The organism is Geodermatophilus sp. CPCC 206100 (assembly GCF_048569675.1).
Lineage (GTDB): Bacteria > Actinomycetota > Actinomycetes > Mycobacteriales > Geodermatophilaceae > Geodermatophilus.
This window is the reverse complement of the sequence record NZ_JAQISV010000049.1, coordinates 25,549-50,044: the sequence shown is the minus strand read 5'-3', so window position 1 is coordinate 50,044 and position 24,496 is coordinate 25,549. Positions and strand designations below refer to the sequence as shown.

Below are 24,496 nucleotides of genomic sequence, written 5' to 3'. Positions count from 1 at the left end.
AGGCGGCCCGGGGGCGCCTGGACCTGGTGGATGCGGGGCCGCCGCCGGGCCCCCGCCCGCCGGGCCGCCGCGCGGGGCCGGCCGCCGCAGCGTCGGCCGGGCAGCGCGCCCGCCGGGGTGCCGGACAGCCGGCACCGCTGGGCACCGGCCGCTCCCTAGCCGCGCGTCCGCGCGGCGGTCCACGCCGGCTCCGCGCGCTGGGGGAGGGGGTCCACCCCACCTCCCGGACGGGGGTTGCCGAGGGCTCCTCGTAGGGCCTGCTCGATCGTCCCGGGCGCCGGCCCGCAGCACGCTCTCCGTACCCGAAACGGCTCCCGCCGCACCGGCGGCCCCCCACGAGACGAGGTCCCAGATGGTCAGCAGCCAGCCGGAGTCCACCCGCTACAGGGGACCCCTGACGTCCGCTCCGGAGAGCACCGGCCGGACCCCGGAGCCGACGTCGCGCCCCCGGCAGCCGCGGCCGGCCTCCGGCCCGGCGAACCCGGGCGGACAGCGGACGACCCGCGGGACCGCGGCGGCGCGCGCCGACCGGGTGCCGGCCGCCGGGGACAGCACCGGGCACCTGGTCCGGCGCGCCGCGCAGGGTGACCAGCGGGCCTGGCACGCCGTCGTCGAGCGGTACAGCGGGTTGCTGCAGTCGGTCGTCGGTGAGTTCCGGCTGACGGAGGCACAGGCCGCGGACGCCGTCCAGACCACCTGGCTGCGGCTGCTGGAGGACCCCGCGCCGCTGCGGCGACCCGAGCGGCTGGCCGGCTGGTTGCGGGCGACCGCGCGCCGGACCTGCCGGGAGGCGGTCCGCGGTGCGGGCCGGGAACGCCCGTGGGCGCAGACCGACGGGGGGCCCTCCCCGTCGGACACCGACCCGGTGGCGCACGTCCTCCGCCAGGAGCGGGTGGGCGCCGTCCGCCGGGCCGTCCAGGAGCTGCCCGAGCCGCACCAGCAGCTGCTCGAGCTGCTGGTCGCCTCCCCGGCGCTGAGCGCCGCGCAGATCGGTGCGCGACTCGGGATGCCGGTCGAGAACGTGGAGCCGACCCGGGCCCGCGTCCTGGCCGGACTGCGCACCGCCCTGGCCCCGGCCGGCCTCCAGGACCTCGCCCTCTGACCCGTACCCCGCCGCAGTCCCCTCGAGAAGGAGAAGCCCGTGCCTGGACCCTCTGCCGCCCTGCCCGGCCGCCCTGCCGACCGGACCGGTCCGCCCGCTGACCGGTACGACGCCATCGTCACCGGCGCGGGAGCCGGTGGCCTGACCTGTGCCCTCACCCTCGCCCAGCAGGGGGCACGGACGCTGCTGCTGGAGAAGAACCCGTTCGTCGGCGGGTACGCCCACGGCGACGGTGAGCAGGGCTTCTACTGGGACCACGGCGGGCACATCGTGCTGGCCTTCCGGCTGGGGATGCCGGCCCGCCAGGTGTTCGAACGGCTGGGCATCGACCAGCGGATCGAGATGGTCCCCGACCTGCAGAGCTTCCAGGGCGTCTTCCCCGACGGGCGGATGGAGATCCCGGCCGACCTCACCGTGACCGCCGAGCAGCTGACCCGGCGGTTCCCGGCCGAGCGGGCCGGGATCACCCGGGTGCTGCTGGACATGGAGCGCATGGCCGCCGAGCTCGACCTCGTCGTCCCGAGCTTCCGGATCGCCGGCGTACCGGGGGAGCGGCGCCCGCTGGACCGGCTGCTCGAGCAGTTCCAGCGGCCGTGGCTCGGGGACGCCGTCGCGCCCGTCGCCGGCCGGCTGAACATGCCCGGCTCCACCCTGCTGAAGTACCAGAACCGGACGCTGCAGCAGTTGCTCGACGAGCACCTGCGCGACCCGGACCTCAAGGCCTACCTGTCCATGCTCTGCGTCGGGATCGGCACGCCGCCCTCGGAGCTGTCGGCGGTCATCGCCTCGGTGTTCCTCGTCCACGCGCTCCGGCTCATGTGGATGCCGCGCGGCGGCTTCGGCCGGCTCGCCGAGGTGCTGCGCGAGATGTTCCTCGAGGCGGGCGGCACGGTGGCCACCGGCGCCGAGGTCGACCGGATGCTGGTCACCGGCGGCCGGGTGCACGGCGTGCGGACGGTCGACGGCCGGGAGTTCTCCGCGGGTGCGGTGGTCTGCGCCTCCGACGCCCGCCGGCTCTACACCGAGCAACTGCCCGCCGACGCCGTCCCGCGCCGGCTGCGGACGGCGGTGCAGACCAACCCCACCACGCCGGCCTTCTTCCAGGTGCAGCTCGGGATCGACCTGGACCTGGCCCAGTTCGGCGACGAGATCAAGCGGCTGAACTTCATCTACCCGCACCGCGACATCGACAAGGGGATGGCGAACTTCCCGCTGGGCAACGTCGAGGAGGCGGCCTACTACCTCTACGTCGCCACGCTGCACCAGCCGGAGCTCGCCCCGCCCGGGATGCACTCGATCAAGCTGGAGTGCCCGACCCGCCTGGACAGCGTCGGCATCGACTGGGACCGCGACAAGGACGCCATCGCCGACGTCTTCATCCGGCGCACCGAGGCGCTCATCCCCGACCTGCGCCGGCACATCGTGGCCAAGCGGGTCTACACGCCGCTGGACATGGTGCGGCGCACGCACAACAACCAGGGCGCGTTCGCCGGGTGGGGGCTGGTGCCGCAGATGCTCAGCCGCTCCCGTCCGCAGCAGCGCTCCCCGCTGCCGGGCCTGTACCTGGCCGGGCAGTGGACGACGCCGAACGCCGGCCTGCCCTGGGTCGTGCTGTCGGGCTACAACACCGCGGGCATGGTGCTCGCCGACGGCGGAGGGCACCCGCGGTGGAACCACTGACGATGTCGCCGACGGAGCAGCGCAACCTCGACACGATGGCGGCAGTGGTCCCGTTCTGGAACCGCCACGACGTCGCCGGGATCCTGTCGCACTACGACGACGAGATCACCTGGCACGACATGGCGCTGGGCCGCACCCACCGCGGGAAGGCCGAGGTCGGGGCGGTCCTCCGGATGCTCTTCGACGCCGTGCCCGACCTGCACCTGGACCTCACCACGCGGGTGCCGCACGGGGACTCCGTCGCGGAGGAGTACACGCTGACGGGCACCCACCTGGGCACGCTGTTCGGCGTCCCCGCGACCGGGCGGCGGCTGCGGATCCAGGCGGTCAGCTTCGTCCGGATGCGGAACGGGCGCCTGGCCGAGGACAACTTCTACGTCGACGTGGCCGGCCTCCTCGTCCAGATGGGCCTGTTCCCGCCGCTGAGCGTCACCGAGACCGGGTGGGGGCGGGCGGGTCTGCAGCTCGCGGTGTTCCTCCGGTCGCCCCGGCGCGCCCTGGCGACGCGCCGGGCGCGGCGACGTGGGGGTCCGGGTCCGGGTTCCCTCCCCGCCCGCGCTGCGGGAGGCTCCCGCAGCGCCACCGGCGGGACGGCCCGGCCGCCCGCCGCCGGATCCCGCGACCCCGCCCCGATCCGCAGCCAGGCCGACGCCGGGCTGACCGTCAGGAGGCCCCGATGAGGCGATCGTCCGTTCCCCTGTTCCTGTCGTCGTCCGCTGTGCTCCTGGTGGTGGCCGGCTGCGGCGGTGCCGAGGAGGCGCCGGCGGAAGCCGCCACCGGCTCCGCCTCGTCCCCGGCCGCGGCCGGTGGCGGGGACCTGACCGCGCGGCTGGTGGACGCAGCGGGCGCGGAGGTCGGGACGGTGACCCTGTCCGAGGGCGAGGGGGGCACGCGGGTGTCGGTCGAGGCGACCGGGCTCCCGCCGGGCTTCCACGGGTTCCACGTGCACGCCATCGGGCTCTGTGAACCCGCCAGCGTCAGCCCGACGGACCCGTCGATGACGGGGGACTTCCTCTCGGCCGGGGGGCACCTGGGGGCCGCGGACGCCGACCACGGCCAGCACGCCGGTGACCTCCCGAGCCTGCACGTCGGCGAGTCGGGGGCCGGGAGCCTCACGGCGGTCACCGACGCGTTGAACCTGGACGACCTCACCGACGACGACGGCAGCGCCGTCATGGTGCACGCCGGTCCGGACAACTTCGCGAACATCCCGGAGCGGTACGCGCCCGCGGGCGCCGACCAGACGACGCGGGGCACCGGCGACGCCGGCGGCCGCATCGCCTGCGGCACGGTGGAGGGCTGACTCCGGCGCCGGCCGAGCACCTGCGCCGCTGCCCCGGGAACGTCGTGCGCAGAGGAGCACTTTTTCGGGTCAGGAGTTGCCCCTCGGCGCACATCATCCAGCCGACGGATCGCCCAGAGGCCGACGCGGGGGGCTGTCCCATGGTGGGCCGCCATGGGACTGGTTCGTCGCTCGGTCCCGGGGGTCGTCGACTCGCAAGGGGTTGGTCGGGCGGCCAGGGGCGGTCGGTCAGCACACGTTCCCGCGGGAACGCTTCCTCCTGTCTCAGCGGGCCACTCGAGGACCGGTGCTGCAGGAGTCGGTCCGGACCCGTGAAGGAGGCCGCGCGCTGGAGCCTCGACCGCCGAGCCGGGCACCGGTAGCCGCCGGCGCGCGCATCGTCGGCACCCCTGGTGTCGGGGGTCCGGGAGCGCCAGAGTGGCGCTCCCGAGAGGAGCCGCGAGATGCCGAGGATGGTCAGCGCCCGCGCGTTGTGGCAGGTGGCGCGGGCCGGCAACCTGCCCGCCCGCCTCCGCGCGACGCGGGAGGGGCAGACCGCCGTCCGGCTGCAGCTGGTGTCGGCCGGGCTGCGGACCGGCGTCCTGGACGCCGTCGCCGAGCGTCCCCGGTCCGTCGAGGACCTCTGCGAGGACCTGGGGATCGCCGACGCCGCGCTGCTGCAGGCCTTCCTCCGGGTGCTCGCGGCGAGCCGGCTGGTCGAGGAGCGCGGCGGCACCTGGCGGCTCGGCAGGCAGGGCCGCGTCGTCCTCGGTGACGACCTGGTCCGCGCGTCCTACGAGGCCTTCGGCGGCTTCCACACCGGCCTCTACCGCGACCTCGGCGAGCAGCTCCGAGGCGGTCCGGCCCGCCGCGACGTGGTCGACGAGGGTGGGGTGATCGCCCGCATCTCCGCCGGGTTCGAGCCGTTCGTGCACGAGGTCCTCACCCGCACGGTCACCGAGCGGCGACCCCGGCGGGTTCTCGACATCGGCTGCGGCGCCGGCCTCCAGTTGGCCGAGGCGCTCGATGCCGCACCGGACGCCGAGGGCGTCGGCGTCGACACCGACGAGGCGGCCGTCGCGATCGCCCGCCAGACCCTGGAGCGGCGCGGCCTCGCGGGCCGGGCCGCGGTCCTCCACGGTGACGTCCGGGAGCTGGCCGCCCGCATCCAGCCCGTCGACCTCGCCCTGCTGGCCAACGTCGTCTACTACGTGCCGCTGGGAGAGCGGGCCGCCTTCCTCCGCGACCTCGGTCGGCTGCTCGCCCCCGGCGGCGCCCTCCTCGTGGTGACCACCGTCGCCACGCCGCACCTGTTCAGCCGGCACTTCGACCTCCTGCTGCGCGCCCAGGAGGGCGCGATGGAGCTGCCGGACGCCGGCGGGCTCGTCGCCCAGCTCACCGAGGCCGGCCTGCTGCCGGGGGAGCCGCAACCCATCGCCCCAGGCACCCCGCTCACCGCCGTCGTCGCCACCCGTAGCTGACACCCGCACGCGCGCACGAAGTCGGCCGCCGGGACTCCCGGACCGCAACGGGGGCTGCAACGCTGCCTCGCCGCCGCCGGTCGTCGAGGGGTGGCGCGGCGGTGGCGGACCAGCGGGGGACGTTCGACTCCGAGGGAGAAGCCATGCGGACGACCGCGCTCCGAGCGCTCCTGGTCCCGATCAGCGCAGGCCTCCTCGTCCTCGGCGGCGCGTCGGCCGCCGGGGCGGAGGACCACCCCGGAGGTGATGACCACTCGACGGTCGGCGTCACGGCGTCCGGTTCGGCCGTCGACATCGACCGGGAGGTGGTGCCGGCCGGCACGGTCCGGTTCGAGGTGGCGACCACCAACCCCCTCACCGCGGAGGGCGGCGGCAGCGAGGTCACGATGTTCCGGCTCCGGCCCGGGGTGACGCTGGAGGAGTTCTTCGCCGACCTGGCGCTCCAGTTCAGCGAGCGGCCGGAGGACGCCGCCGCGAGCACCCGCGGGATCGACGAGGACGCGACGATCCACGGGCTGGCGTTCGTCGCGCCGGACCACCCCGCCGTCGTCACGCAGGAACTGGAGCGGGGCACGTACTACCTGATGGACCTCGCGACCACGCCGACCGCCGCAGAGCCCCCGGCGGTGACCGAGCTGCGGGTCACGGGGTACGGGGACGACGACCGCCGCCCGCTCAGCGACCTCAGCGTCACGGCCCACCACCTGAGCTTCGACGCCCCGCGGCACTGGCCGAGCGAGGGCAGCTTCTCCTTCGTCAACCGGTCGGGGATGCCGCACATGGCGCTGCTCGTGCCGGTGGCCGACGGCACGACCGACGACGCCGTGCAGGCGGCCTTCGACGGCACCGGACCGGACGTCACCCGCGAGGGACCCGGTGGGGGAGCCGACGTCGTCTCGCCGGGTGGCCGGCTGCAGCTGGGCTACGACCTCCCGGCGGGCACCTACGCGCTGATGTGCTTCGTGGCCGACGCGGAGACGGGCATCCCGCACGCCGTCCTGGGCATGCACCGGGTGGTGGTCCTGCACTGACCCGCTGACCGGAGGGGGCGCCGCGTCCGCGCGGTGCCCCCTCGCGGGCGGACGCGGCAACCGCGAGTCACCCACAGGGGTGAACCGCCGCACGGAGCCGTACAGGGCCGACCCCACTCCGTCGATGCGTCCGGGACAGATCCGGACGAAGGCGGTGTCGCATGGGGGCAGGACAACAGCGGCGAGGACGGCTCAGGCCCGCGCCGGTGTGCGGGCTCGTCCTCGGAGCCGTCGTGCTCGCGGTGCACGCCGCCGTGCACGGCAGCCTGGCCGCCGACTGGATCTACCTCGCCGTCATGGCGACGGCCACCGTCGGGGCCTGGTACGGCTCCTGGCGCCAGGACTTCCGCTCTGCGTCCCTGCTCGTCGCCGGTGGCGTCACCCTCACCGCCCTCGGCGACGTCGGCTGGTACCTGCAGTACTGGGCGGGTTCGGTCCCCGACCTGTCGATCTCCGACGCCGCCTACGTCGGCGGCTACGTCGCCCTCGCGCTGGGCCTGTGGCGGATGGCCGACGTCCGCGGCCGCACCCGCGGGCAGCAGGTCGACGGCTGGCTGGACGGCGCCGGTGTCTTCATCGCGATGCTCATGCTCGTCTGGCAGCTCTCCGTCGCCGGCACCGTCACCGACACCAGCCTGCCGGTCCTGACCCGCCTGGTCTGGGCGCTGTACCCGGCGCTGGACGCCGCCTTCATCGGGCTGGTCTTCCGCCTCGTCACCACCCGCAGCCGCGGGGAGTACGCGCCCCTGGCCGTGGCCGCCGGCGCGGCCTGCTGGCTGGGCTCCGACCTCGGCTTCCTGCTGCTCGCCGACCCCGACCCGGTCAGCGTCTGGTTCGACACCGGCTGGCTGGTCGGCGTGCTGCTGCTGGCGGTCGCCGCCGGCTCCGGGAGCCGGCCGGCGGACGGGGACGCCGAGGAGAGCGTGCCCGGGCTGGCCCGGCTCGCGGTCAGCCTCGGCGCGCTGCTCGTGCCCGCCGGCCTGGAGGTGCTGCGCGGGGTCACCGGCGCGGAGGGCGCCCCGATCACCGTCTTCGGCGGCACCCTGGTGCTGGCCGGGCTGGTCTTCACCCGCACCGCCCGCGTGCTGCGCGCCGAGGCCGCCGCCCGCGCCCTCGTCGCCGCCCAGCAACGCCACAGCGCGGCGCTGGCCCGGCACTCCTCGGACGCGGTCGCCGTCGTCGACGCGCGCGGCCGGCTGCTCAGCGACCCCGCCGGCCTGGCCGGCCTGCTCGGCACGGCGCCGCACACCAGCGGGGAGCTGGTGGAGTTCTGCGGCATCGACCGCGCCGAGGCCGAGGCCGTGCTGCAGACCTGCTTGCGGGCCGACGGCACCGTCGTCGACGCCGAGCTGCCCGCCGTCCTCTCCGGCCGGTCCCGCTGGCTGGGCGTCCGCCTCGTGGACCTGCGCCGCGACCCCGACGTCGGGGGCGTCGTCATCCACCTCACCGACATCACCGACCGCAAGCAGGCCGAGGCGGCGCTGGCCCACCAGGCCTCCCACGACGCCCTCACCGGCCTGGCCAACCGCGCGCTGTTCGCCGACCGTGTCGACCAGGCGCTGGCCCGCCGCGCCCGCGGCGGACCGTCGGCGGCGGTCGTCTTCATCGACCTCGACGGCTTCAAGTCGGTCAACGACACCCTCGGCCACTCGGCCGGCGACGCGCTGCTGATCGAGGTGGCCGGCCGGTTGCGGTCCGCGGTGCGGGCCGGCGACACCGTCGCGCGGCTCGGCGGCGACGAGTTCGCCGTCCTCGTCGTGCAGTCCGGCGACGGGACCGGCGAGGTGGAGGCCACGGCCGCCCGCGTCCTCGACGTCCTCGCCCGGCCCCTGTGGCTGGCCGGCCAGCGGGTCGACATCAGCGGCAGCGTCGGCATCGCCGTCGCCCACGACGACGCGTCCGGCGCCTCCCTGGTGCGGGACGCCGACATCGCCATGTACGCGGCGAAGGTCTCCGGCCGCGGCCGCTCGGTGGTGTTCGCCCCCTCGATGCGGGCCGCCGCCGTGGAGCGCCGCCGGCTGGAGCAGGAGCTGGCCGTCGCCCTCGACGACCACCAGCTGCGGCTGGTGTACCAGCCCGTCGTCGACCTCGCCGACGAGCGGGTCGTGGGCTTCGAGGCGCTGCTGCGCTGGGACTCGCCCACGCTCGGCGCCGTCCCGCCCAACGAGTTCGTGCCCGTCGCCGAGGAGCTCGGCCTCATCGAGGACATCGGCGCCTGGGTGCTGCGCGAGGCCTGCCGGACGGCGGCCGCCTGGCGCCGGGAGCACGCCGCGGCCGCCGACACCACGATGGCGGTCAACGTCTCCGCGGTGCAGCTGGCCTCGCCCGACCTGACCGACCACGTGCGGGCCGCCCTCGCCACCAGCGGCCTGCCCGCCGAGGCCCTGGTGCTGGAGGTGACCGAGACGGCGCTGGTCGGCGACCCCGAGCGGGCCGCCGAGTCCCTGGCCGCGCTCCGCGAGCTCGGCGTCCGGCTGGCGCTCGACGACTTCGGCACCGGGTACTCGTCGCTGGGCTACCTGCAGCAGTTCACCGTCGATGTGCTCAAGGTCGACCGGTCCTTCGTCGCCACCATCACCGACGAGGGGGTGCCGGCGATCGTGCGCGGCCTCATCGACCTGGGCCGGGCACTGGACCTGGAGGTCGTCGCCGAGGGCGTCGAGACCGCCGCCCAGCGCGACCAGCTGTCGGCCGGCCGCTGCGACCGCGCGCAGGGCTTCCTGTTCGCCCAGCCGCTCGAGGCCACGGACGCCGAGCTGCTGCTGCTCGGCCGGCACACCGGCACCCCGGCCGAGCTGCACCCCTGACCGCGGTCAGGGAGCCATGCGCTGCCACTCCCGCGGCGTCCGCCCGTAGGCCGCCCGGAACCGCCGGGTGAAGTGGCTGGGGTCGGCGAAGCCGCAGGCCCGGGCAGTGGCCGCGATCGACCGCCGGCGGCCGGCCGCGGTGAGCAGCTCGGCGCGGGCCAGCTCCAGCCGCCGGTCGATGACGAGCTGCTCGAGGCTCACGCCGCGCACCGCCATGACCTTGTAGAGCTGCCGCACCGACACGTTGTGCGCCGCGGCGATGCGCTCGGGCGTCAGCGACGGCTCCGTCACATGCGCGGAGACGTAGGCCAGCACCCGGGTCGCCAGCGTCTCGGCGCGCACCGCCGGCACCCGCCGGTCGGGCGCCGCGGCCGAGACCAGCAGGGCCCGGACCAGCTCGGTCGTCGCCGTGCCGAGGGCGGCCGCGCCCGGGTCCCCGGCCAGGCGGTCGGCGTCGCGGGACAGCGCCACCAGGTGGTCGCGCACCAGGTCGTGCAGCGGGCTGGCCCGCAGCCGGGGAGCCGCGGCGCGGACGACGTCCGGCGGCAGGCCCAGCTGCTCGCCGGACACCTGGAAGGCCCGCGAGCCCCCGCGTCCCGGCCAGGAGAACTCGTACGGCGCCCGCAGGTCGCTGACCATGAGGTCCCCGGTCGGCACCAGCCGCTCCGCGCCGAACTGCCCGAACCGCCCGGTCCCGCTCGACTGCACCGCGAGCGCCACCACCGGCGGGCTCTCCATCCGCACGTGCCGCGGCGTCCGCACCAGCCGGAAGCCGCTCGAGTCGGTGGTGAAGAGCGTGGCCCCGCCGAACTCCCACAGGTGCATGCGGGTGTGCACGGCCGCCGCGGGACCCAGGTGCTCGATCCGGCAGGGCACCGAGGCCTGGCCGAACGCGGCGCGGAAGGCGTCGACCCGGTGCTCGGGCGGCAGGTCGGCGGTGTCCAGGAGGAGCATCGGGGACCCCTTCGGGGGCGCACGGGGACGGCGGGCCGGCGGACGTCGTCGTGCGCCGGTCCGGGGGGAGCGCGCGACCGAGTCTGGCAGGGCGGGGGTCCGGCGCAGAAGCCCCGCGGGCCCGGGCGTCGCGTGCACCCAGGGACCACAGGTGTGCAGCCAAGGGCCAGCACCGGCCGGGCGCCGCTGCCAGGCTCCGCGTCGGATGGCACACCCGGAGCGAGGAGACCCGCCATGACCGACATCCCGAGCCCCCGCGCCTCGTCCGGCCCGGCCCCGGGCGCGCCCGACACGATCGTGCTGGTCCACGGCTTCTGGGTGACCCCGCGGAGCTGGGAGAACTGGAAGGCGCACTACGAGGCCCGCGGCTACCGCGTGCTCGCCCCCGGCTACCCCGGCTTCGAGGTCGAGGTGGAGGCGCTCAACGCCGATCCCACGCCCATCGCCGAGCTGACCCTGCCGCAGGTCGTCGACCACCTGGCGCAGGTGCTCGACGGCCTGGACCGCCCACCGATCCTCATCGGCCACTCCGCCGGCGGCACCCTGGTGCAGATCCTGCTGGACCGCGGGTACGGCGCGGTCGGCGTCGTCCTCAACTCCGCGCCGACCGAGGGCGTCCGGGTGCTGCCCCTGTCGCAGCTGCGGTCGACGTTCGTCGCGTTCAAGAACCCCGCCAACCGGCACCGCGCCGTCGGGTTGAGCCCGGAGCAGTGGCACTACGCGTTCACGAACACCTTCAGCGACGAGGAGTCGCGGGCGCTGTACGAGCGCTACCACGTCCCGGCGTCCGGCCGGATCCTGTGGAACTCGGTGCTGGCCAACTTCATGCCCGGCCCGCAGGACGCCGCGGTGGACTACGGCAACGACGCCCGCCCGCCGCTGCTGTTCGTCTCCGGCGGCGAGGACCACATCATGCCGCCGAGCGTGCAGCGGTCGAACCTCAAGCACTACCGCTCGCCGCACACCGTCACCGAGATCGAGGAGTACCCCGGCTACGCGCACCTGCTGCCCGCCCAGGAGGGCTGGGAGCGGATCGCCGACCACGTGCTGGACTGGGCCGTCGCCCACGCACGCGGCAGCCGGCCCGAGGTCGCCGGCGCGCAGTGACCGCCGGGCCGCCGGCGACGGTCCGGCTGACGCACGTCGGCGGCCCGACGGTGCTCATCGAGGTGGGTGGCTGGCGGCTGCTGACCGATCCGACGTTCGACCCGCCCGGCCGCCGCTACGCCTTCGGCTGGGGCACGTCCAGCCGCAAGGTGGGCCGCCCGGCGCTCGCCGTCGCCGACCTGCCCGCGGTGGACGCCGTGCTGCTCACCCACGACCACCACGGCGACAACCTCGACGACGCCGGCCGCGCGCTGCTGCCCGCGGCCGGCGCCGTCGTCACCACCCGCACCGGCGCCCGGCGGCTGGGGGACGGCGCCCGCGGGCTGCGGCCGTGGGAGACGACGGAGCTCACCGCCGCCGGCCGCCCGCCCATCGAGGTCACCGCGACCCCCGCGCGGCACGGGCCGCCGCTGAGCCGGCCGGTCGCCGGGGAGGTCGTCGGCTTCGCGCTGCGCTGGGCCGGCCAGTCCGACGGGGTGCTGTGGATCTCCGGGGACACCGTCCTGTTCGGCGGCGTCCGCCGTGTGGCGGAGCGGTTCCCGATCGGCATCGCGCTGCTGCACCTGGGTGCGGTGCGGTTCCCGGTCACCGGTCCGGTGCGCTACTCGATGACGGCCCGGGACGCCGCCCGGCTGTGCCGGGAGCTCCGCCCGCGCACCGCCGTCCCGGTGCACTACGAGGGGTGGAGCCACTTCTCGCAGGGCCGGGCCGCGGCCGAGCAGCAACTGGCCGCCGAACCGCCCGAGGTCCGGGACCGCTTCCGGTGGCTGGCGCCCGGGGAGCCGGTCGACCTGCCGGCCTGAGCCTCAGGCGCCGCGCTGCACCTCCGCCTGCACCACCCCGCGCAGCGCCGTGAGCAGGCCCGGGTCGGCGGTGTCGCCGCGCTCCAGGGCCTCCCGTGCCGCGGCGGGCAGCAGCCCGGGGTCGACGGTGTCGAGCCAGGTGACGTCGCCGTCGACCCGCCGGCCCACCTCCAGCCCGCCCTCCGCACGGCGGAGCACGTACTCCTCGCTGTCCAGCCGGATCGTCATGTCCTCGCCCATGACCGCCCCCTACCCAGCGCGGCACCCCGTCCACCCCCTCCCACGGCGGGAGGATGCGCCCGTGGAGGAGTGCTGCGAGGTCGTCGTCACCGCCGCCGAGGCCGACTGGCTCGCCGGCTACACCCGCACCCTGGTCGAGGAGCGGCTGGCCGCCTGCGGGCACCAGGTCGCCGCGATCCGCTCGGTGTACCGGTGGGAGGGGGCCGTGCACGACGAGCCCGAGGCCCGGGTCGCGCTGCACACCCGCCGGTCGCTGGTGCCGGCGATCGTCGCGCGGACCGCCCAGCTGCACCCGTACGACGTCCCCTGTGTCATCGCCCTCCCGCTGGTGGGCGGCAACCCCGACTACCTGCGGTGGGTGGTCGGGGAGACGAGGGAGCCGGAGCTCTGACGCCGGGGGGTCCGGTGCCCGGCCGTCGGCCCGCCAGGCACGATGGCGGGCACGACCGGGCACCCGCGGGGGGCGGCCCGACGACGACGGGAGAGCGCATGGCCGGAGGTCCCGGGCAGGGGGACCTGCCTCTGGACGTCCGGCGTGCCGGCACGGACGGCTCGGCGGTGGCGGTGGAGGCGGTCCTCGACGCGCTGCCCTCGCCGACCCTCCTCATCGACGCCCAGGGCACGGTGCTGCTGGCCAACACGGCCTGGGAGGCGGCCGTGCACGTGCTCGACGACGACCGGATCCGGGTCGGCATCGACGGCGACTACTTCGCGATGGCCCGGCGGCTCAGCGGCGGCACCGGCACGCTGTCCCTCGTCGACCGGCTGCGCGCGCTCTCCCGCGGTGACTGCGCCTCGGTGCAGGCCGACTACGCCCTCGAGCACCGCGGCGGCACCCGCTGGTTCCACCTGCAGGCCTCGCGGGTGGACCAGGCCGGCCAGGTGGTGGTCACCCACACCGACGTCACCTCCCGCGTGCGCGCCGAGCGGGCCTCGGACTGGCGGGCCCGCCACGACACCCTCACCGAGCTGCCCAACCGCGCGCACCTGCACGAGCTGATCGACGCCGAGCTGCAGCGGCCCGAGCGCGGCCCGGTGTCGGTGCTGTTCCTGGACGTCGACGGGTTCAAGGACGTCAACGACTCGCTCGGCCACGACGCCGGCGACGACCTGCTCCGCCAGATCGCCGGGCGGCTCACCGGCTGCACGCGCGGCGGCGACACCGTCGGCCGGCTGGGCGGTGACGAGTTCGTCGTCCTGTGCCGGGACTGCGACACCGAGGGCGCCGAGGTCCTGGCCGACCGCTGCCGGGCCAGCATCGACCGGCCCTTCGACCTGGGCGGCCGGATGGTGCGGCTGGGCGCCAGCATCGGCATCGCCACCGCGCGGGACACCCGGGCGCCGCTGGTGCGCTCCACCGACCTGGTGCGCGACGCCGACCTGGCGATGTACGCGGCCAAGGCGGCCGGTCGGAACCGGGTGCGGCTGTTCACCGCCGACCTGCGGGCCGCCGCGCAGCGCAAGGCGACCTTCGCCGCCGAGCTGCGCGAGGCCGTCCTCGACGACCAGCTGGTGCTGCACTACCAGCCGGTCCTGCAGCTGCCCAGCCGGCGGTGCACCGGGGTGGAGGCACTGGTCCGCTGGCAGCACCCGCAGCGCGGGCTGCTGCCCCCCGCCGAGTTCCTGCCCACGGCGGCGCAGCACGACCTCATGACGCCGATCGCCCGCTGGGTGCTCGGCGAGGCCACCCGGCAGACGGCCGCGTGGGCCCGGGCGGGGCTGCACCTGGTCACCTCGGTCAACATCGGCGCGAGCCACTTCTCCACCGGCACGCTGGTCCGCGACGTCCACGACGCGCTGTCCGCGGCCGGCCTGCCGCCCGAGCAGCTGGTCGTCGAGCTGACCGAGACCTCCGTCGCCGACGACGTCGAGCGGGCCGCCACCCAGTTCGCCGAGCTGCGCCGCTCCGGGGTCGAGGTGTCGATCGACGACGTCGGCAGCGGCTTCTCCTCGTTCGGGCAGCTGGTCTCCCTGCCGACCGGGCTGCTCAAGATCGACCGCAGCCTGGTCGCCCATCCGCCGGGGCGGCGCAGCCAGGCCGCCGCTGCCATCGCCGCCGTCGTCGCGCTCGGCCGGGCCTGCGGCGTCCGGAGCCTGGCCGAGGGCGTGGAGACCGCCGACCAGCTGGCGCTGGCCGCGGAGCTGGGCTGCACCTTCGCCCAGGGCTTCCACATCGCCCGGCCGATGCCGGCCGACGACGTCGCCGCCTGGCTGGCCGCCCGGGCCGAGCACGGGGCCGCCGTGGCGGCGACCGGCCGGTGAGCCGGCCCGGGTCGCCGCGGGCCGCCGCGGCGGGGTCGAGGGGGTCCTCCTCCACCGGGGCCACCTGCGCCCGGCCGGAGCGCACTACCCTGGGTCGACGTGGCCGCTGACTTCTCCGTCGTCCTGGACGAACTCGACACGACCCTGAAGTCGATCGAGGCTGTCCTCGACGTCGACCGGCTGCGCCGCGAGGTCGCCGACCTCGAGCAGCAGGCCGCCGCGCCGGACCTGTGGAACGACGTGGAGGCCGCGCAGGCGCTCACCTCCCGGCTGTCCTACCTGCAGGGGGACCTGCGGCGGGTCGAGGAGCTGCGCAGCCGGCTCGACGACGTCGGCCTCCTGCACGAGATGGCGGCCGAGGAGGGCGACGAGGCCACCACCGCCGAGACCGAGCGGGAGCTCGAGGCGCTGCGCAAGGCCATCGACGAGCTCGAGGTCCGCACCCTGCTGTCGGGGGAGTACGACTCGCGCGAGGCGCTGGTCACCATCCGCTCGGAGGCCGGGGGCGTCGACGCCGCGGACTTCGCCGAGATGCTCATGCGCATGTACCTGCGCTACGCCGAGCGGCACAAGTACCCCGTCGAGCTCTACGACGTCAGCTACGCGGAGGAGGCCGGCATCAAGTCGGCCACCTTCGCGGTCAAGGTCCCCTACGCCTACGGCACCCTCTCCGTCGAGCAGGGCACCCACCGGCTGGTCCGGATCTCGCCGTTCGACAACCAGGGTCGCCGGCAGACGTCGTTCGCCGGGGTCGAGGTGCTGCCGGTCGTCGAGCAGACCGACCACGTCGAGATCCCCGAGAACGAGATGCGGATCGACGTCTTCCGCTCGTCGGGTCCGGGCGGGCAGAGCGTGAACACCACCGACTCCGCCGTCCGGATCACCCACCTGCCCACCGGCATCGTGGTGTCCTGCCAGAACGAGAAGAGCCAGATCCAGAACCGCGCGGCGGCGCTGCGCGTCCTCCAGGCGCGGCTGCTGGCGGTGCGCCAGGCCGAGCAGCGGGCGGAGATGGACGCGCTGAAGGGCGACGGCGGCAGCAGCTGGGGGAACCAGATGCGCTCCTACGTGCTGCACCCCTACCAGATGGTCAAGGACCTGCGGACCGAGCAGGAGACCGGCAACACCGCCGCGGTCCTCGACGGCGACATCGACTCCTTCATCGAGGCCGGGATCCGGTGGCGCCGCCAGCAGGAGACGGTCGCCGCCAACTAGAGGAGGACCCCGTCCCCCCACCCCGCGCAGGCTCAGGGCGGGCCCCCTGGACGGCGCCACCGCAGGACCGATCGTCTCGGGGGCACCCGGCGTCCCGTTCGTCACACCCGACACCCGGCGCGCCGGGGAATAGGCCACGCTGGGTGACCAGGGTTCCCGGGGCCTCCCGGAACCCGTCACGCTGCGCGAGAACCGGACCGGGGCGTCTCGTGGCGAGCGGCCAGGATGGGCCCCGGGGAAGGTACCGTGGCCCCTCGTGATCGAATTGCAACACGTCACGAAGCTGTACCCGGCCAGTGCCCGGCCGGCGCTCGATGACGTGTCCACGGAGATCGACAAGGGGGAGTTCGTCTTCCTCATCGGCTCCTCGGGGTCGGGCAAGTCGACCTTCCTCCGGCTGCTGCTGAAGGAGGACGACCCGACCACGGGCACGGTCACGGTCAACGGCAAGACCCTCAACGGCATGAGCAAGTGGCAGGTGCCCAAGCTGCGCCGCACGATGGGCTGCGTCTTCCAGGACTTCCGCCTCCTGCGCAACCGCACGGTGGCGCAGAACGTCGCCTTCGCGCTCGAGGTCATCAACAAGCCGCAGCGCACCATCAAGCGCGTCGTCCCCGAGGTGCTGGAGATGGTCGGGCTCGAGGGCAAGGCCAACCGCCTGCCCAGCGAGCTCTCGGGTGGCGAGCAGCAGCGCGTCGCCATCGCGCGCGCCTTCGTCAACCGGCCGCTGGTGCTGCTCGCCGACGAGCCCACCGGGAACCTCGACCCCGAGACCAGCGAGGGGATCATGCTGCTGCTGGAGCGGATCAACCGCACCGGCACCACGGTGATCATGGCGACGCACGACTACCACATCGTCGACTCCATGCGCCGTCGCGTCATCGAGCTCAACGGGGGAGTCATCGCCCGCGACCAGTCGCGCGGCGTCTACGGCGTGGGCCGGTAGCTCGGCTCCGCCTCGGCGGGCCACTGAGCCCGCCGGCTGCCCTCCCCACCTGCCTGACCTCACGACAGGGAAACCATGCGCGTCAACTTCGTGCTCTCCGAGGTGGCCACCGGGCTGCGTCGCAACCTCACCATGACGGTCGCGATGATCCTGACCACGGCCATCTCGCTCGGCCTCATGGGCACCGGCCTGTTGATCGCCGGGATGATCTCCGACATGAAGGAGATCTACTACGACAAGGTGCAGGTCTCCATCTTCCTGGCCGACGACGTGACCGACGAGCAGCGGTCGTCGATCGAGCAGCAGCTGGCCTCCTCCGACGAGGTCGCCACCTACATCTACGAGACCAAGCAAGAGGCCTACGAGCGCTTCCAGGTCCAGTTCAGCCAGCAGCCCGAGCTGGTGCAGAACACCCCGCCGGACGCGCTTCCGGAGAGCTTCCGCGTGGAGCTGGTGAACCCCGAGCGCTACGAGGTCATCGCCGCGGAGTTCCCGAACGGGCAGAACGGCGTCGACCAGGTGCGCGACGAGGGCGACTTCCTCGACCGGCTGTTCAGCCTGCTCAACGGCGCCCGGAACGCGACCATCGCGGTCGCCGTCGTCCAGGCGCTGGCGGCCCTGCTGCTGATCTCCAACACGATCCAGCTGGCCGCGTTCAACCGGCGCAACGAGACCAACATCATGCGGCTGGTCGGCGCCTCCCGCTGGTACACCCAGCTGCCGTTCATCCTCGAGGCCGCGCTCGCCGGCCTCATCGGCGCGCTGCTCGCCGTCGGCGGCCTGGTGCTGACCAAGATCCTCTTCGTCGACAAGACCCTGGCCGGGCCGATCAAGGCCGGGATCATCCCGCCGGTCGACTGGGGTGCGATCGCCACGATCAGCCCGATCATCGCCGCCGCCGGTGTGGGCCTGGCCGCGATCGCCGCCTACGTGACCCTGCGGCTGTACGTCCGGATGTAGCCGCATCACGCGCTCGACCACGGCGCCGGGACCCGTCCAGGGGCCCGGCGCCGTCGTCGTTTCCGGGGCCGTCGCAGGGGCACAGGCGAGGGCATGACTGCGCTCCCCGCATCCGAGGCGGCCGACCTCGACGCCGGACGGGCCGACGTCCGGGCCCTGCTGCGCCGGGTGGGAGGTGTCGGGGCGTTCGGCACCGCGGGGGAGGAACCGGCCGAGGCGCTGCTCGGCGCGGTGCGTCTCGTGCGCGAGCTGGCGGGCGTCTCGCTGGCCGCCGCGTTCTCGGTGTGGTCGCAGCGGATGGTGCTGGAGTACCTCGCCTGCTGCCCGCCGCCCCCGCCCCTCGACGGGCTCGCCGACGCGCTGCGCAGCGGCGACGTGGCCGGCTCGACCGCGCTCGCACCGGCCATCGCCGACCTCGCCGGCTCCGCGGCGGTGCCCGTGGTCGCGCAGCGGGACGGCGACGGCTGGCGGCTGACCGGGTCGATCAGCTGGGCGTCCAACCTGTTCGACGACGCGGTCGTGGTCACCCCCGCCCGGACGCCGGAGCAGGGTCGGGTGGTCGTGGTCTTCCGGCGGACCGACCCCGGCGTGACCCCGACGCCGCTGTACGAGCTCGCCGGTCTCAACGGCACCGGCACGGGCGGGCTGGAGCTCGCCGGCCTCGCGGTCCTCGCCGAGCAGGTGCTCAGCGAGGACCTCGCCGCGTTCATGGGGACGTGCCGGCCGACGATGCTGCTCCTGCAGACCGCGCTCGCCCTCGGGCTGGCCGACGCGTCGCTCGACGCCACCGGAGGCCGGCCGACCGGCGTCCTGCGGCCCGCCCACGAGCAGCTCGCCGTCCGCCGGGACAACCTCGCGGTGCGGCTGGAGGACCTGGCGGCCTCGCGGGTGGGTGTCGCTCCGGGCGACCTCGCCCGGCTGCGGCTGGAGGCGATGCACGCCGCCGCGGACGCCGTCCGGCTGGAGACCGCGGTGTGCGGTGGCGCCGGCTTCCTGGCCGCCAGCGACACCGCCCGCCGGGTGCGGGAGGCCGCCTTCCTCCCCGTCCAGGCGCCCACCGAGGCGCAGTTGCTGCGCGAGGCCACGGCCGGCTGACGACGCGGACGGCGGGGCGCGTCCGGCCGGTAACCTGGCGGGATGCCGCGAGAACAGGGGCGCAAGCTCATCGCCCAGAACAAGAAGGCGCGGCACGACTACTCGATCCTCGACACCTACGAGGTGGGCCTGGTGCTCACCGGCACCGAGGTCAAGAGCCTGCGTGCCGGCCGTGCCTCGCTCGTCGACGGGTTCGCCACCGTGGACGACGGCGAGGTGTGGCTGCAGCACGTGCACATCCCCGAGTACACGCAGGGCACCTGGACCAACCACGCCCCGCGCCGCAAGCGCAAGGTGCTCATGCACCGCGCCGAGATCGACAAGCTCATCGGCAAGACCAAGGAGGGCGGCCTGACCCTCGTGCCGCTCGACCTGTACTTCAAGGACGGCAAGGTCAAGGCCACCCTCGCCCTCGCCAAGGGCAAGCGGGAGTACGACAAGCGCCAGGACATGGCCGAGCGCGACTCGCGCCGGGAGATGCAGCGGGTCTTCGGCCGGTACGTGAAGGGCCGCCGCTGACCTGACGCCGCCCCGCGCCTACGGTGGGGCGCGTGCGCGGGGTGGCCTACGAGCAGTTCGGGGACGTCGACGTCCTGACCGTCCGGGACGACCTGCCCGACCCGCCGGTCGGCCCCGACACCGTGCTGGTGCGGGTGCACGCGGCCGGGGTCAACCCGGTCGACCTGTCGATCCGGCAGGGTTCCCTCGCCGGCGCCTTCCCGCACCACTTCCCGATCGTCCCGGGCTGGGAGGTCGCCGGCGTCGTCGAGGCGGCCGGTCCGGCGGTCGTCGACTTCCGTCCCGGCGACGAGGTGTTCGGCTACGTCCGGCGGGACGACGTCCAGTGGGGTGCCATGGCCGAGTTCGTGCCGGCGCCGCAGCGGTGCCTGGCCGCCAAGCCGCGGTCGCTGTCCTTCGCGGAGGCCGGCGCCCTGCCGCTCGCGGGGCTGACCGCCTACCAGGCGCTGACCGAGGTGCTCGACGTCGGGGAGGGCGACCGGGTGCTGGTGCACCGCGCCGCGGGCGGCGTCGGCTTCAACGCCGTCCAGATCGCCGTCGCACTCGGCGCGCACGTCGTGGGCACGGCGAGTCCGCGCAACCACGGGTTCCTGCGCGACACGGGTGTCGCCGAGGTGCTCGACCACTCGGCCGGGCCGATCAGCGCGCAGCTGTCCGAGCCGGTGGACGCCGTCCTGGACCTCGTGGGCGGCGACACCCTGGCCGACGCCCCGCGGCAGGTCCGCGACCCGGCCCGCATCGCCAGCGTCGTCGACCCCGCGGTGAACGGGATGGGCGGGCGCTACGTCTTCGTCCGGCCCGACGCCCACGACCTGGAGGAGCTGGGCCGGATGGCCGACGCCGGCCAGCTGCGGGTGCCGATCGCCAGGGCGTTCCCGCTGGAGCAGGCCGCCGACGCGCAGGCCCTCGTCGCCGAGGGGCACGTGCGGGGCAAGGTCGTCGTCACGGTCCGGTGACGCCCTCCCCACCGGTCGACGACGCCGACGTCCCGCGGTACTGGCGCGAGCTCGGCCTGCCCGGGCTGGTCGACGTGCACGTGCACTTCCTGCCCCCGCGGGTGCAGGCCAAGGTGTGGGCCTTCTTCGAGGCCGCCGAGAGCCACTACGGATCGGCCTGGCCGATCCACTACGCCCTGCCCGACGACGAGGCGCGGCTGGCGATCCTCGAGCGGCTCGGCGTCCGGGCGTTCCCGACGCTGCCCTACCCGCACAAGCCCGGCATGGCGGCCTGGCTCAACGACTGGTCGCACGCGTTCGCCACCGCCCACCCGCAGGTGCTGCGGTCGGCGACGTTCTTCCCCGAGCCCGAGGCCCCGCACTACGTCGCCGAGGCGCTGGACCGCGGCGCGCGGGTGTTCAAGGTGCACGTGCAGGTCGGCGCGTTCGACCCGCGGCACCCGCTGCTCGACCCGGTCTGGGCGCGGCTGGCCGAGACCGGCACCCCGGTCGTCATCCACTGCGGGTCGGGCCCGCTGGCCGGCGAGCACACCGGGCCCGAGCCGATGGCCGGGCTGCTGGAGCGCCACCCGCGGCTGCAGTTGGTGGTCGCCCACCTCGGCATGCCCGAGTACCGGGAGTTCCTCGACCTCGCCGAGCGGTACGAGCGGGTGCACCTGGACACCACGATGTTCGCCACCGACTTCACCGAGCGGCTGATGCCCTTCGACCACTCTCAGCGCAACCGCCTCCGGGAGCTGGAACACAAGGTCCTGCTCGGCAGCGACTTCCCCACGATCCCGTACCCCTACGCCGACCAGCTGGCCGCGCTGCACCGGCTGGACCTGGGGGAGGAGTGGCTGCGCGCCGTCCTGTGGCACAACGGGGCGCGGCTGTTCACGATCGAGCCGTGACCCCCGCCGTGCGCCTGACCGCCGCCGTCCTCGGGACGCCGGACCCAGGCGGGCTGGCCCGCTTCTACGGCCGCCTGCTCGGCTGGCCCCTGCGCGACGACGGGGAGGAGTGGGCCACCCTGCGCCCGGCCGACGGCGGCCCCGGGCTGTCCTTCCAGCTCGAGGCCGACCACGTCCCCCCGGTGTGGCCGCCCGAGCCGGGCACCCAGCAGATGCAGCAGCACCTCGACTTCGAGGTCGAGGACCTGGCCGCGGCGGGCGCGCACGCGGAGGCCGCCGGCGCCCGGTACCTGTCCGGGTACACCGAGCCGTACGAGGACGTCCGGACCTACGCCGATCCGGCCGGCCACCCGTTCTGCCTCTTCGTCAGCCTCGACGGCGGGGCGCCGTCGTCCGGGCCGGAGGGGTGATGCCCGCCTTCTCGCTCAGCGCCACGACCCTCGACACCCCCGACCCGCAGGGGCTGGCCCGCTTCTCCCAGCGGCTGCTCGGCGGGCCGATCGTCGACCCCGACCCGGAGTGGGCCACCCTCCGGCCGGAGGGTGGCGGTCCCGGGCTGTCCTTCCAGCGCGAGGAGCGGCAGGTGCGCCCGGTGTGGCCGGCCGGCCCCGGCGATCCGCAGATGCAAGTGCACCTCGACATCGCCGTCGACGACCTCGAGGCGGCCGTGGCGGCGGCGGTCGCGGCGGGGGCCACGGTGGCGGAGTTCCAGCCGCAGGACGACGTCCGGGTGTGCCTGGACCCGGCCGGCCACCCGTTCTGCTTGTTCCTGCCCTGAGCCCTCAGGCGGACGGCGGCCGGTAGTCCGCGTGCACCTGCCCGGCGGCGTCCATCTCCTCGGGGGTCACGAGGACGACGGTGCGCACCGCCACCATGCCGCTGCCGTTCACCGCCAGGGTCACCGCTGCCGCGGTCCGCTGGTCGGGCAGGTCGGCGATCACGTAGACGTCGTCGGTGCCGAAGGCGAAGTCGAAGGACTCCAGGCGGCCGCCCAGGTCGACGCACATCTTCTCGATCGCGGCACGACGGGCCGTGCCCCCCGCCGCCATGATCGCCTGGGTGCCCTGCGGTGCGTAGTTGCCGATGAACAGGTAGCGGGGCATCGCGGCCTCCGTGTCCGGCCCCCGTGCGCGGGCCATGGTCGGGGTGGCCGCCGCGTCGTCGCAACGCCTGCGTGCGCGGATGAGGGGGCTCCGGCGTGGCGGCGACGGACGGTCCGGGGCCGCGCGTGGGTCGCCACGGCGAGGGTGCCGTCCCTACGCTGCGCCCGTGCCACCGCTGCCCGACGGGTCCACCGCCCGGCCCGCCACCGGAGTGACCCTGCCCTCCGGAGCCCGGGTCCGCGGCCGACGGCTGGCCGCGCCGGCCGCCCCGGTCGACCTCGCGGTGGTGCTGGGCTCCGGGCCGCTGCCGCCCTGGCCCGCCCGCCGGGTGCGGTGGCCGGACTTCTGGGTGCCGCGCGACCGCGCCGATGCCCTGGCGGCGCTGGGGGAGGCCCTCGACCGCGCCCGGGGCGGGGAGCAGGTGGAGGTGACCTGCCGCGGTGGCGTGGGGCGGACCGGCACCGCCCTGGCCGCGCTCGCGGTCCTGGACGGGCTCCCCGTCGCCGACGCCGTCGCCTGGGTCCGGGCCGCCTACCACCCCCGCGCGGTGGAGACGCCGTGGCAGCGGCGCTGGCTGCGCTCCCTGGGCTGAGGGGCAGAGATGGCCATTTCTGCCCCTCAGTAGGGTGCGCCGCATGGTCAGCGCCGATCTGCGAGACGTCGCCCGCGCGCACCGCGCCGTCGAGCCGCTGCACAGCCACGCCTACTTCGCCCCAGAGCAGGACGAGCACCTGTCGGCGGCGGGCCTGCGGCCGGGCCGGATGTGCTACTTCGCCGGCCGGGCGGCGCCGATGGGGGCGGTCGGGCCGGGCCTGGTGACGGCGACGTTCGCCAACTTCGCCCCCGCGATCGTGGCCCGGCACATCCCGCGCGCCTGGAGCCTCGCCGCCCCGGAGCAGGTCGTCGCCGCCCGGCTGGAGGCCGCCCGCGCCTCACTCACCCGGCTGCTCGGCGGACCGGAGGCCGTGGGCGCACCCGAGGTGGCCGAGCTGGCCGGGCTGCTGCGGGAGGCCTGCACCGTCCTGACCCCCGAGGGGCGGCCGATCTACGCCGGGCACGCCGACTTGCCCTGGCCCGACGACCCGGTGTTGTCGGTCTGGCACGGCGCCACCCTGCTGCGCGAGCACCGCGGGGACGGGCACGTGGCGACGCTGGTGCGCCACGGCCTGTCCGGGCTGGAGGCGCTGGTCACGCACACCGCGACCGGCCGCGGCTTCACCGAGGCCTCGGCCCGGGCCACCCGCGGCTGGGGCGGCGACGAGTGGGCCGCGGCCGGCAGCCGGCTCGCCGAGCGCGGGCTGCTGGACGAGGGTGGCCTCACCGACGCCGGGCGGGCGCTGCGGACGGCGGTCGAGGACGAGACCGACGAGCTCTCGGCGGCGCCGTGGCAGCACCTGGGGCCCGAGCGCACGGCCCGGGTGGTCGAGCTGGGCCGGGCTCTGTCCGGGCGGCTGGCCGGCAACGGCGCCTACCCGGCCGGACTGTTCGCCAGCGCCCGGTGACCACCGGACCCCGGCTGCCCGAGGCCGCCGACGACGGGCCGACCGCGGACCTGCTGCGGGTCCGCCGCGGCGGCCGGCTGTCGGCGCTGGACCGACTGCTGCTGCACAGCCCTCCGGTCGCCGAGGGGTGGAACGCGATGCTCGGCGCCCTGCGCGGCGGCACCACCCTCCCCGGCGACCTGCGCGAGCTCGTCGTCCTGCGGGTCGCCGTCCTCAACGACGCCGCCTTCGAGTGGGCGGCCCACGCACCGATCGGCCGCCGGGAGGGCCTGGCCGAGCTGCAGCTGCAGGTCCTGCGTCGCCCGGACGCGCTCGCCGAGGCGGTGTGGACCCCGGTGCAGGCCGCCGTCCTCGCGTTCACCGACGCCGCCACCCGGGACGTTGACGTCCCCGACGAGGTCTTCGCCGGCGTCCGGGCGCACTTCGACGACCGGCAGGTGGTCGAGCTGACCGCGCTGGTGGCCGGGTACGCGATGGTGTCGCGCTTCCTCGTCGCCCTCCGGGTGCAACCGCCGGAGGAGGAGGTCGCCGGATAGCGGCACCAGTCCCTATGGTCTG

26 protein-coding genes are annotated in these 24,496 nt (G+C 75.3%); 23 read left to right on the top strand and 3 right to left on the bottom strand.

Going from position 1 to position 24,496, the window contains the following annotated elements:
- The first annotated feature begins 352 nt into the window (after positions 1-352).
- The 7 genes from PGN05_RS20900 (at position 353) to PGN05_RS20870 (ending at position 9,383) form a co-directional block, all read left to right on the top strand.
- A complete protein-coding gene (locus tag PGN05_RS20900) occupies positions 353-1,102 on the top strand; it encodes an RNA polymerase sigma factor (RefSeq protein ID WP_419754500.1) in 750 nt (249 codons plus the stop codon).
- Positions 1,103-1,141: 39 nt separating this feature from the next.
- On the top strand, positions 1,142-2,782 hold the full coding sequence (locus tag PGN05_RS20895; RefSeq protein ID WP_419754499.1) for a phytoene desaturase family protein: 1,641 nt from the start codon (positions 1,142-1,144) through the stop codon (positions 2,780-2,782).
- Between the two features lie 2 nt (positions 2,783-2,784).
- On the top strand, positions 2,785-3,462 hold the full coding sequence (locus PGN05_RS20890) for an ester cyclase (protein WP_419754498.1): 678 nt from the start codon (positions 2,785-2,787) through the stop codon (positions 3,460-3,462).
- Entirely contained in the window at positions 3,459-4,085 is a 627-nt protein-coding gene (locus PGN05_RS20885) for a superoxide dismutase family protein (RefSeq protein WP_419754497.1), read from the top strand. The genes PGN05_RS20890 and PGN05_RS20885 overlap by 4 nt, the downstream gene beginning before the upstream one ends.
- A gap of 443 nt (positions 4,086-4,528) precedes the next feature.
- Complete coding sequence (locus tag PGN05_RS20880) at positions 4,529-5,545, top strand: methyltransferase domain-containing protein (protein ID WP_419754496.1); 1,017 nt, start codon at positions 4,529-4,531, stop codon at positions 5,543-5,545.
- Between the two features lie 143 nt (positions 5,546-5,688).
- Positions 5,689-6,576, top strand: coding sequence for a hypothetical protein (locus PGN05_RS20875; protein ID WP_419754495.1), 888 nt, complete (start codon positions 5,689-5,691; stop codon positions 6,574-6,576).
- A gap of 206 nt (positions 6,577-6,782) precedes the next feature.
- Positions 6,783-9,383 (top strand): putative bifunctional diguanylate cyclase/phosphodiesterase, encoded by a 2,601-nt coding sequence (locus tag PGN05_RS20870; protein WP_419754494.1) that lies wholly within the window; start codon positions 6,783-6,785, stop codon positions 9,381-9,383.
- 6 nt (positions 9,384-9,389) lie between these two features.
- Here the strand turns inward: PGN05_RS20870 and PGN05_RS20865 are convergent, their stop codons facing one another.
- Positions 9,390-10,337, bottom strand: a complete 948-nt coding sequence (locus PGN05_RS20865; RefSeq protein WP_419754493.1) for a helix-turn-helix domain-containing protein — start codon at positions 10,335-10,337, stop codon at positions 9,390-9,392.
- A 234-nt stretch (positions 10,338-10,571) separates the two neighbouring features.
- Here PGN05_RS20865 and PGN05_RS20860 point away from each other — a divergent pair, with 234 nt between their 5' ends.
- Together PGN05_RS20860 and PGN05_RS20855 are read left to right on the top strand one after the other, a co-directional pair.
- Entirely contained in the window at positions 10,572-11,444 is an 873-nt protein-coding gene (locus PGN05_RS20860) for an alpha/beta hydrolase (RefSeq protein WP_419754492.1), read from the top strand.
- Positions 11,441-12,247: an MBL fold metallo-hydrolase gene (locus tag PGN05_RS20855; protein ID WP_419754491.1), complete on the top strand. Its 807-nt coding sequence runs from the start codon at positions 11,441-11,443 to the stop codon at positions 12,245-12,247. Before PGN05_RS20860 ends, PGN05_RS20855 begins: the two co-directional genes overlap by 4 nt.
- Before the next feature lie 3 nt (positions 12,248-12,250).
- Here the strand turns inward: PGN05_RS20855 and PGN05_RS20850 are convergent, their stop codons facing one another.
- On the bottom strand, positions 12,251-12,487 hold the full coding sequence (locus PGN05_RS20850; RefSeq protein ID WP_419754490.1) for a hypothetical protein: 237 nt from the start codon (positions 12,485-12,487) through the stop codon (positions 12,251-12,253).
- Positions 12,488-12,548: 61 nt separating this feature from the next.
- On the opposite strand from PGN05_RS20850, the gene cutA reads away from it, so the two are divergent.
- The 11 genes from cutA to PGN05_RS20795 all read left to right on the top strand — a co-directional run bounded on the left by cutA (position 12,549) and on the right by PGN05_RS20795 (position 22,111).
- The gene (cutA, locus tag PGN05_RS20845) at positions 12,549-12,878 is read left to right on the top strand and encodes a divalent-cation tolerance protein CutA (protein WP_419754489.1); all 330 of its coding nucleotides are present in this window, start codon (positions 12,549-12,551) and stop codon (positions 12,876-12,878) included.
- A 98-nt stretch (positions 12,879-12,976) separates the two neighbouring features.
- Positions 12,977-14,749, top strand: a complete 1,773-nt coding sequence (locus PGN05_RS20840) for a putative bifunctional diguanylate cyclase/phosphodiesterase (RefSeq protein WP_419754488.1) — start codon at positions 12,977-12,979, stop codon at positions 14,747-14,749.
- Between the two features lie 99 nt (positions 14,750-14,848).
- Positions 14,849-15,964: a peptide chain release factor 2 gene (gene prfB / locus PGN05_RS20835; protein WP_419754487.1), complete on the top strand. Its 1,116-nt coding sequence runs from the start codon at positions 14,849-14,851 to the stop codon at positions 15,962-15,964.
- Positions 15,965-16,220: 256 nt separating this feature from the next.
- Positions 16,221-16,910 (top strand): cell division ATP-binding protein FtsE, encoded by a 690-nt coding sequence (gene ftsE, locus PGN05_RS20830; protein ID WP_419754486.1) that lies wholly within the window; start codon positions 16,221-16,223, stop codon positions 16,908-16,910.
- A 75-nt stretch (positions 16,911-16,985) separates the two neighbouring features.
- A complete protein-coding gene (gene ftsX / locus PGN05_RS20825) occupies positions 16,986-17,870 on the top strand; it encodes a permease-like cell division protein FtsX (protein WP_419754485.1) in 885 nt (294 codons plus the stop codon).
- Between the two features lie 93 nt (positions 17,871-17,963).
- Complete coding sequence (locus tag PGN05_RS20820) at positions 17,964-18,965, top strand: hypothetical protein (RefSeq protein ID WP_419754484.1); 1,002 nt, start codon at positions 17,964-17,966, stop codon at positions 18,963-18,965.
- A 42-nt stretch (positions 18,966-19,007) separates the two neighbouring features.
- Positions 19,008-19,484 carry an SsrA-binding protein SmpB gene (gene smpB, locus PGN05_RS20815; protein ID WP_419754483.1) on the top strand — a complete coding sequence of 159 codons (477 nt, stop codon included), beginning with the start codon at positions 19,008-19,010 and terminating at the stop codon, positions 19,482-19,484.
- A 32-nt stretch (positions 19,485-19,516) separates the two neighbouring features.
- On the top strand, positions 19,517-20,440 hold the full coding sequence (locus PGN05_RS20810; RefSeq protein ID WP_419754482.1) for an NADP-dependent oxidoreductase: 924 nt from the start codon (positions 19,517-19,519) through the stop codon (positions 20,438-20,440).
- The gene (locus tag PGN05_RS20805) at positions 20,437-21,333 is read left to right on the top strand and encodes an amidohydrolase family protein (protein WP_419754481.1); all 897 of its coding nucleotides are present in this window, start codon (positions 20,437-20,439) and stop codon (positions 21,331-21,333) included. The genes PGN05_RS20810 and PGN05_RS20805 overlap by 4 nt, the downstream gene beginning before the upstream one ends.
- Positions 21,330-21,743: a VOC family protein gene (locus tag PGN05_RS20800; RefSeq protein WP_419754480.1), complete on the top strand. Its 414-nt coding sequence runs from the start codon at positions 21,330-21,332 to the stop codon at positions 21,741-21,743. Before PGN05_RS20805 ends, PGN05_RS20800 begins: the two co-directional genes overlap by 4 nt.
- Positions 21,743-22,111, top strand: a complete 369-nt coding sequence (locus PGN05_RS20795; protein ID WP_419754479.1) for a VOC family protein — start codon at positions 21,743-21,745, stop codon at positions 22,109-22,111. The genes PGN05_RS20800 and PGN05_RS20795 overlap by 1 nt, the downstream gene beginning before the upstream one ends.
- 4 nt (positions 22,112-22,115) lie before the next feature.
- Here the strand turns inward: PGN05_RS20795 and PGN05_RS20790 are convergent, their stop codons facing one another.
- Positions 22,116-22,436: a GYD domain-containing protein gene (locus tag PGN05_RS20790; RefSeq protein ID WP_419754478.1), complete on the bottom strand. Its 321-nt coding sequence runs from the start codon at positions 22,434-22,436 to the stop codon at positions 22,116-22,118.
- A 166-nt stretch (positions 22,437-22,602) separates the two neighbouring features.
- Between PGN05_RS20790 and PGN05_RS20785 the strand changes: the two genes are divergently transcribed.
- Genes PGN05_RS20785 through PGN05_RS20775 form a run of 3 tightly spaced genes read left to right on the top strand, consistent with a single transcriptional unit; the run spans position 22,603 to position 24,474 of the window.
- Complete coding sequence (locus tag PGN05_RS20785; protein ID WP_419754477.1) at positions 22,603-23,028, top strand: protein-tyrosine phosphatase family protein; 426 nt, start codon at positions 22,603-22,605, stop codon at positions 23,026-23,028.
- A gap of 43 nt (positions 23,029-23,071) precedes the next feature.
- Entirely contained in the window at positions 23,072-23,938 is an 867-nt protein-coding gene (locus PGN05_RS20780) for an SCO6745 family protein (RefSeq protein ID WP_419754476.1), read from the top strand.
- Positions 23,935-24,474: a carboxymuconolactone decarboxylase family protein gene (locus tag PGN05_RS20775; RefSeq protein ID WP_419754475.1), complete on the top strand. Its 540-nt coding sequence runs from the start codon at positions 23,935-23,937 to the stop codon at positions 24,472-24,474. Before PGN05_RS20780 ends, PGN05_RS20775 begins: the two co-directional genes overlap by 4 nt.
- Positions 24,475-24,496 lie beyond the last annotated feature (22 nt).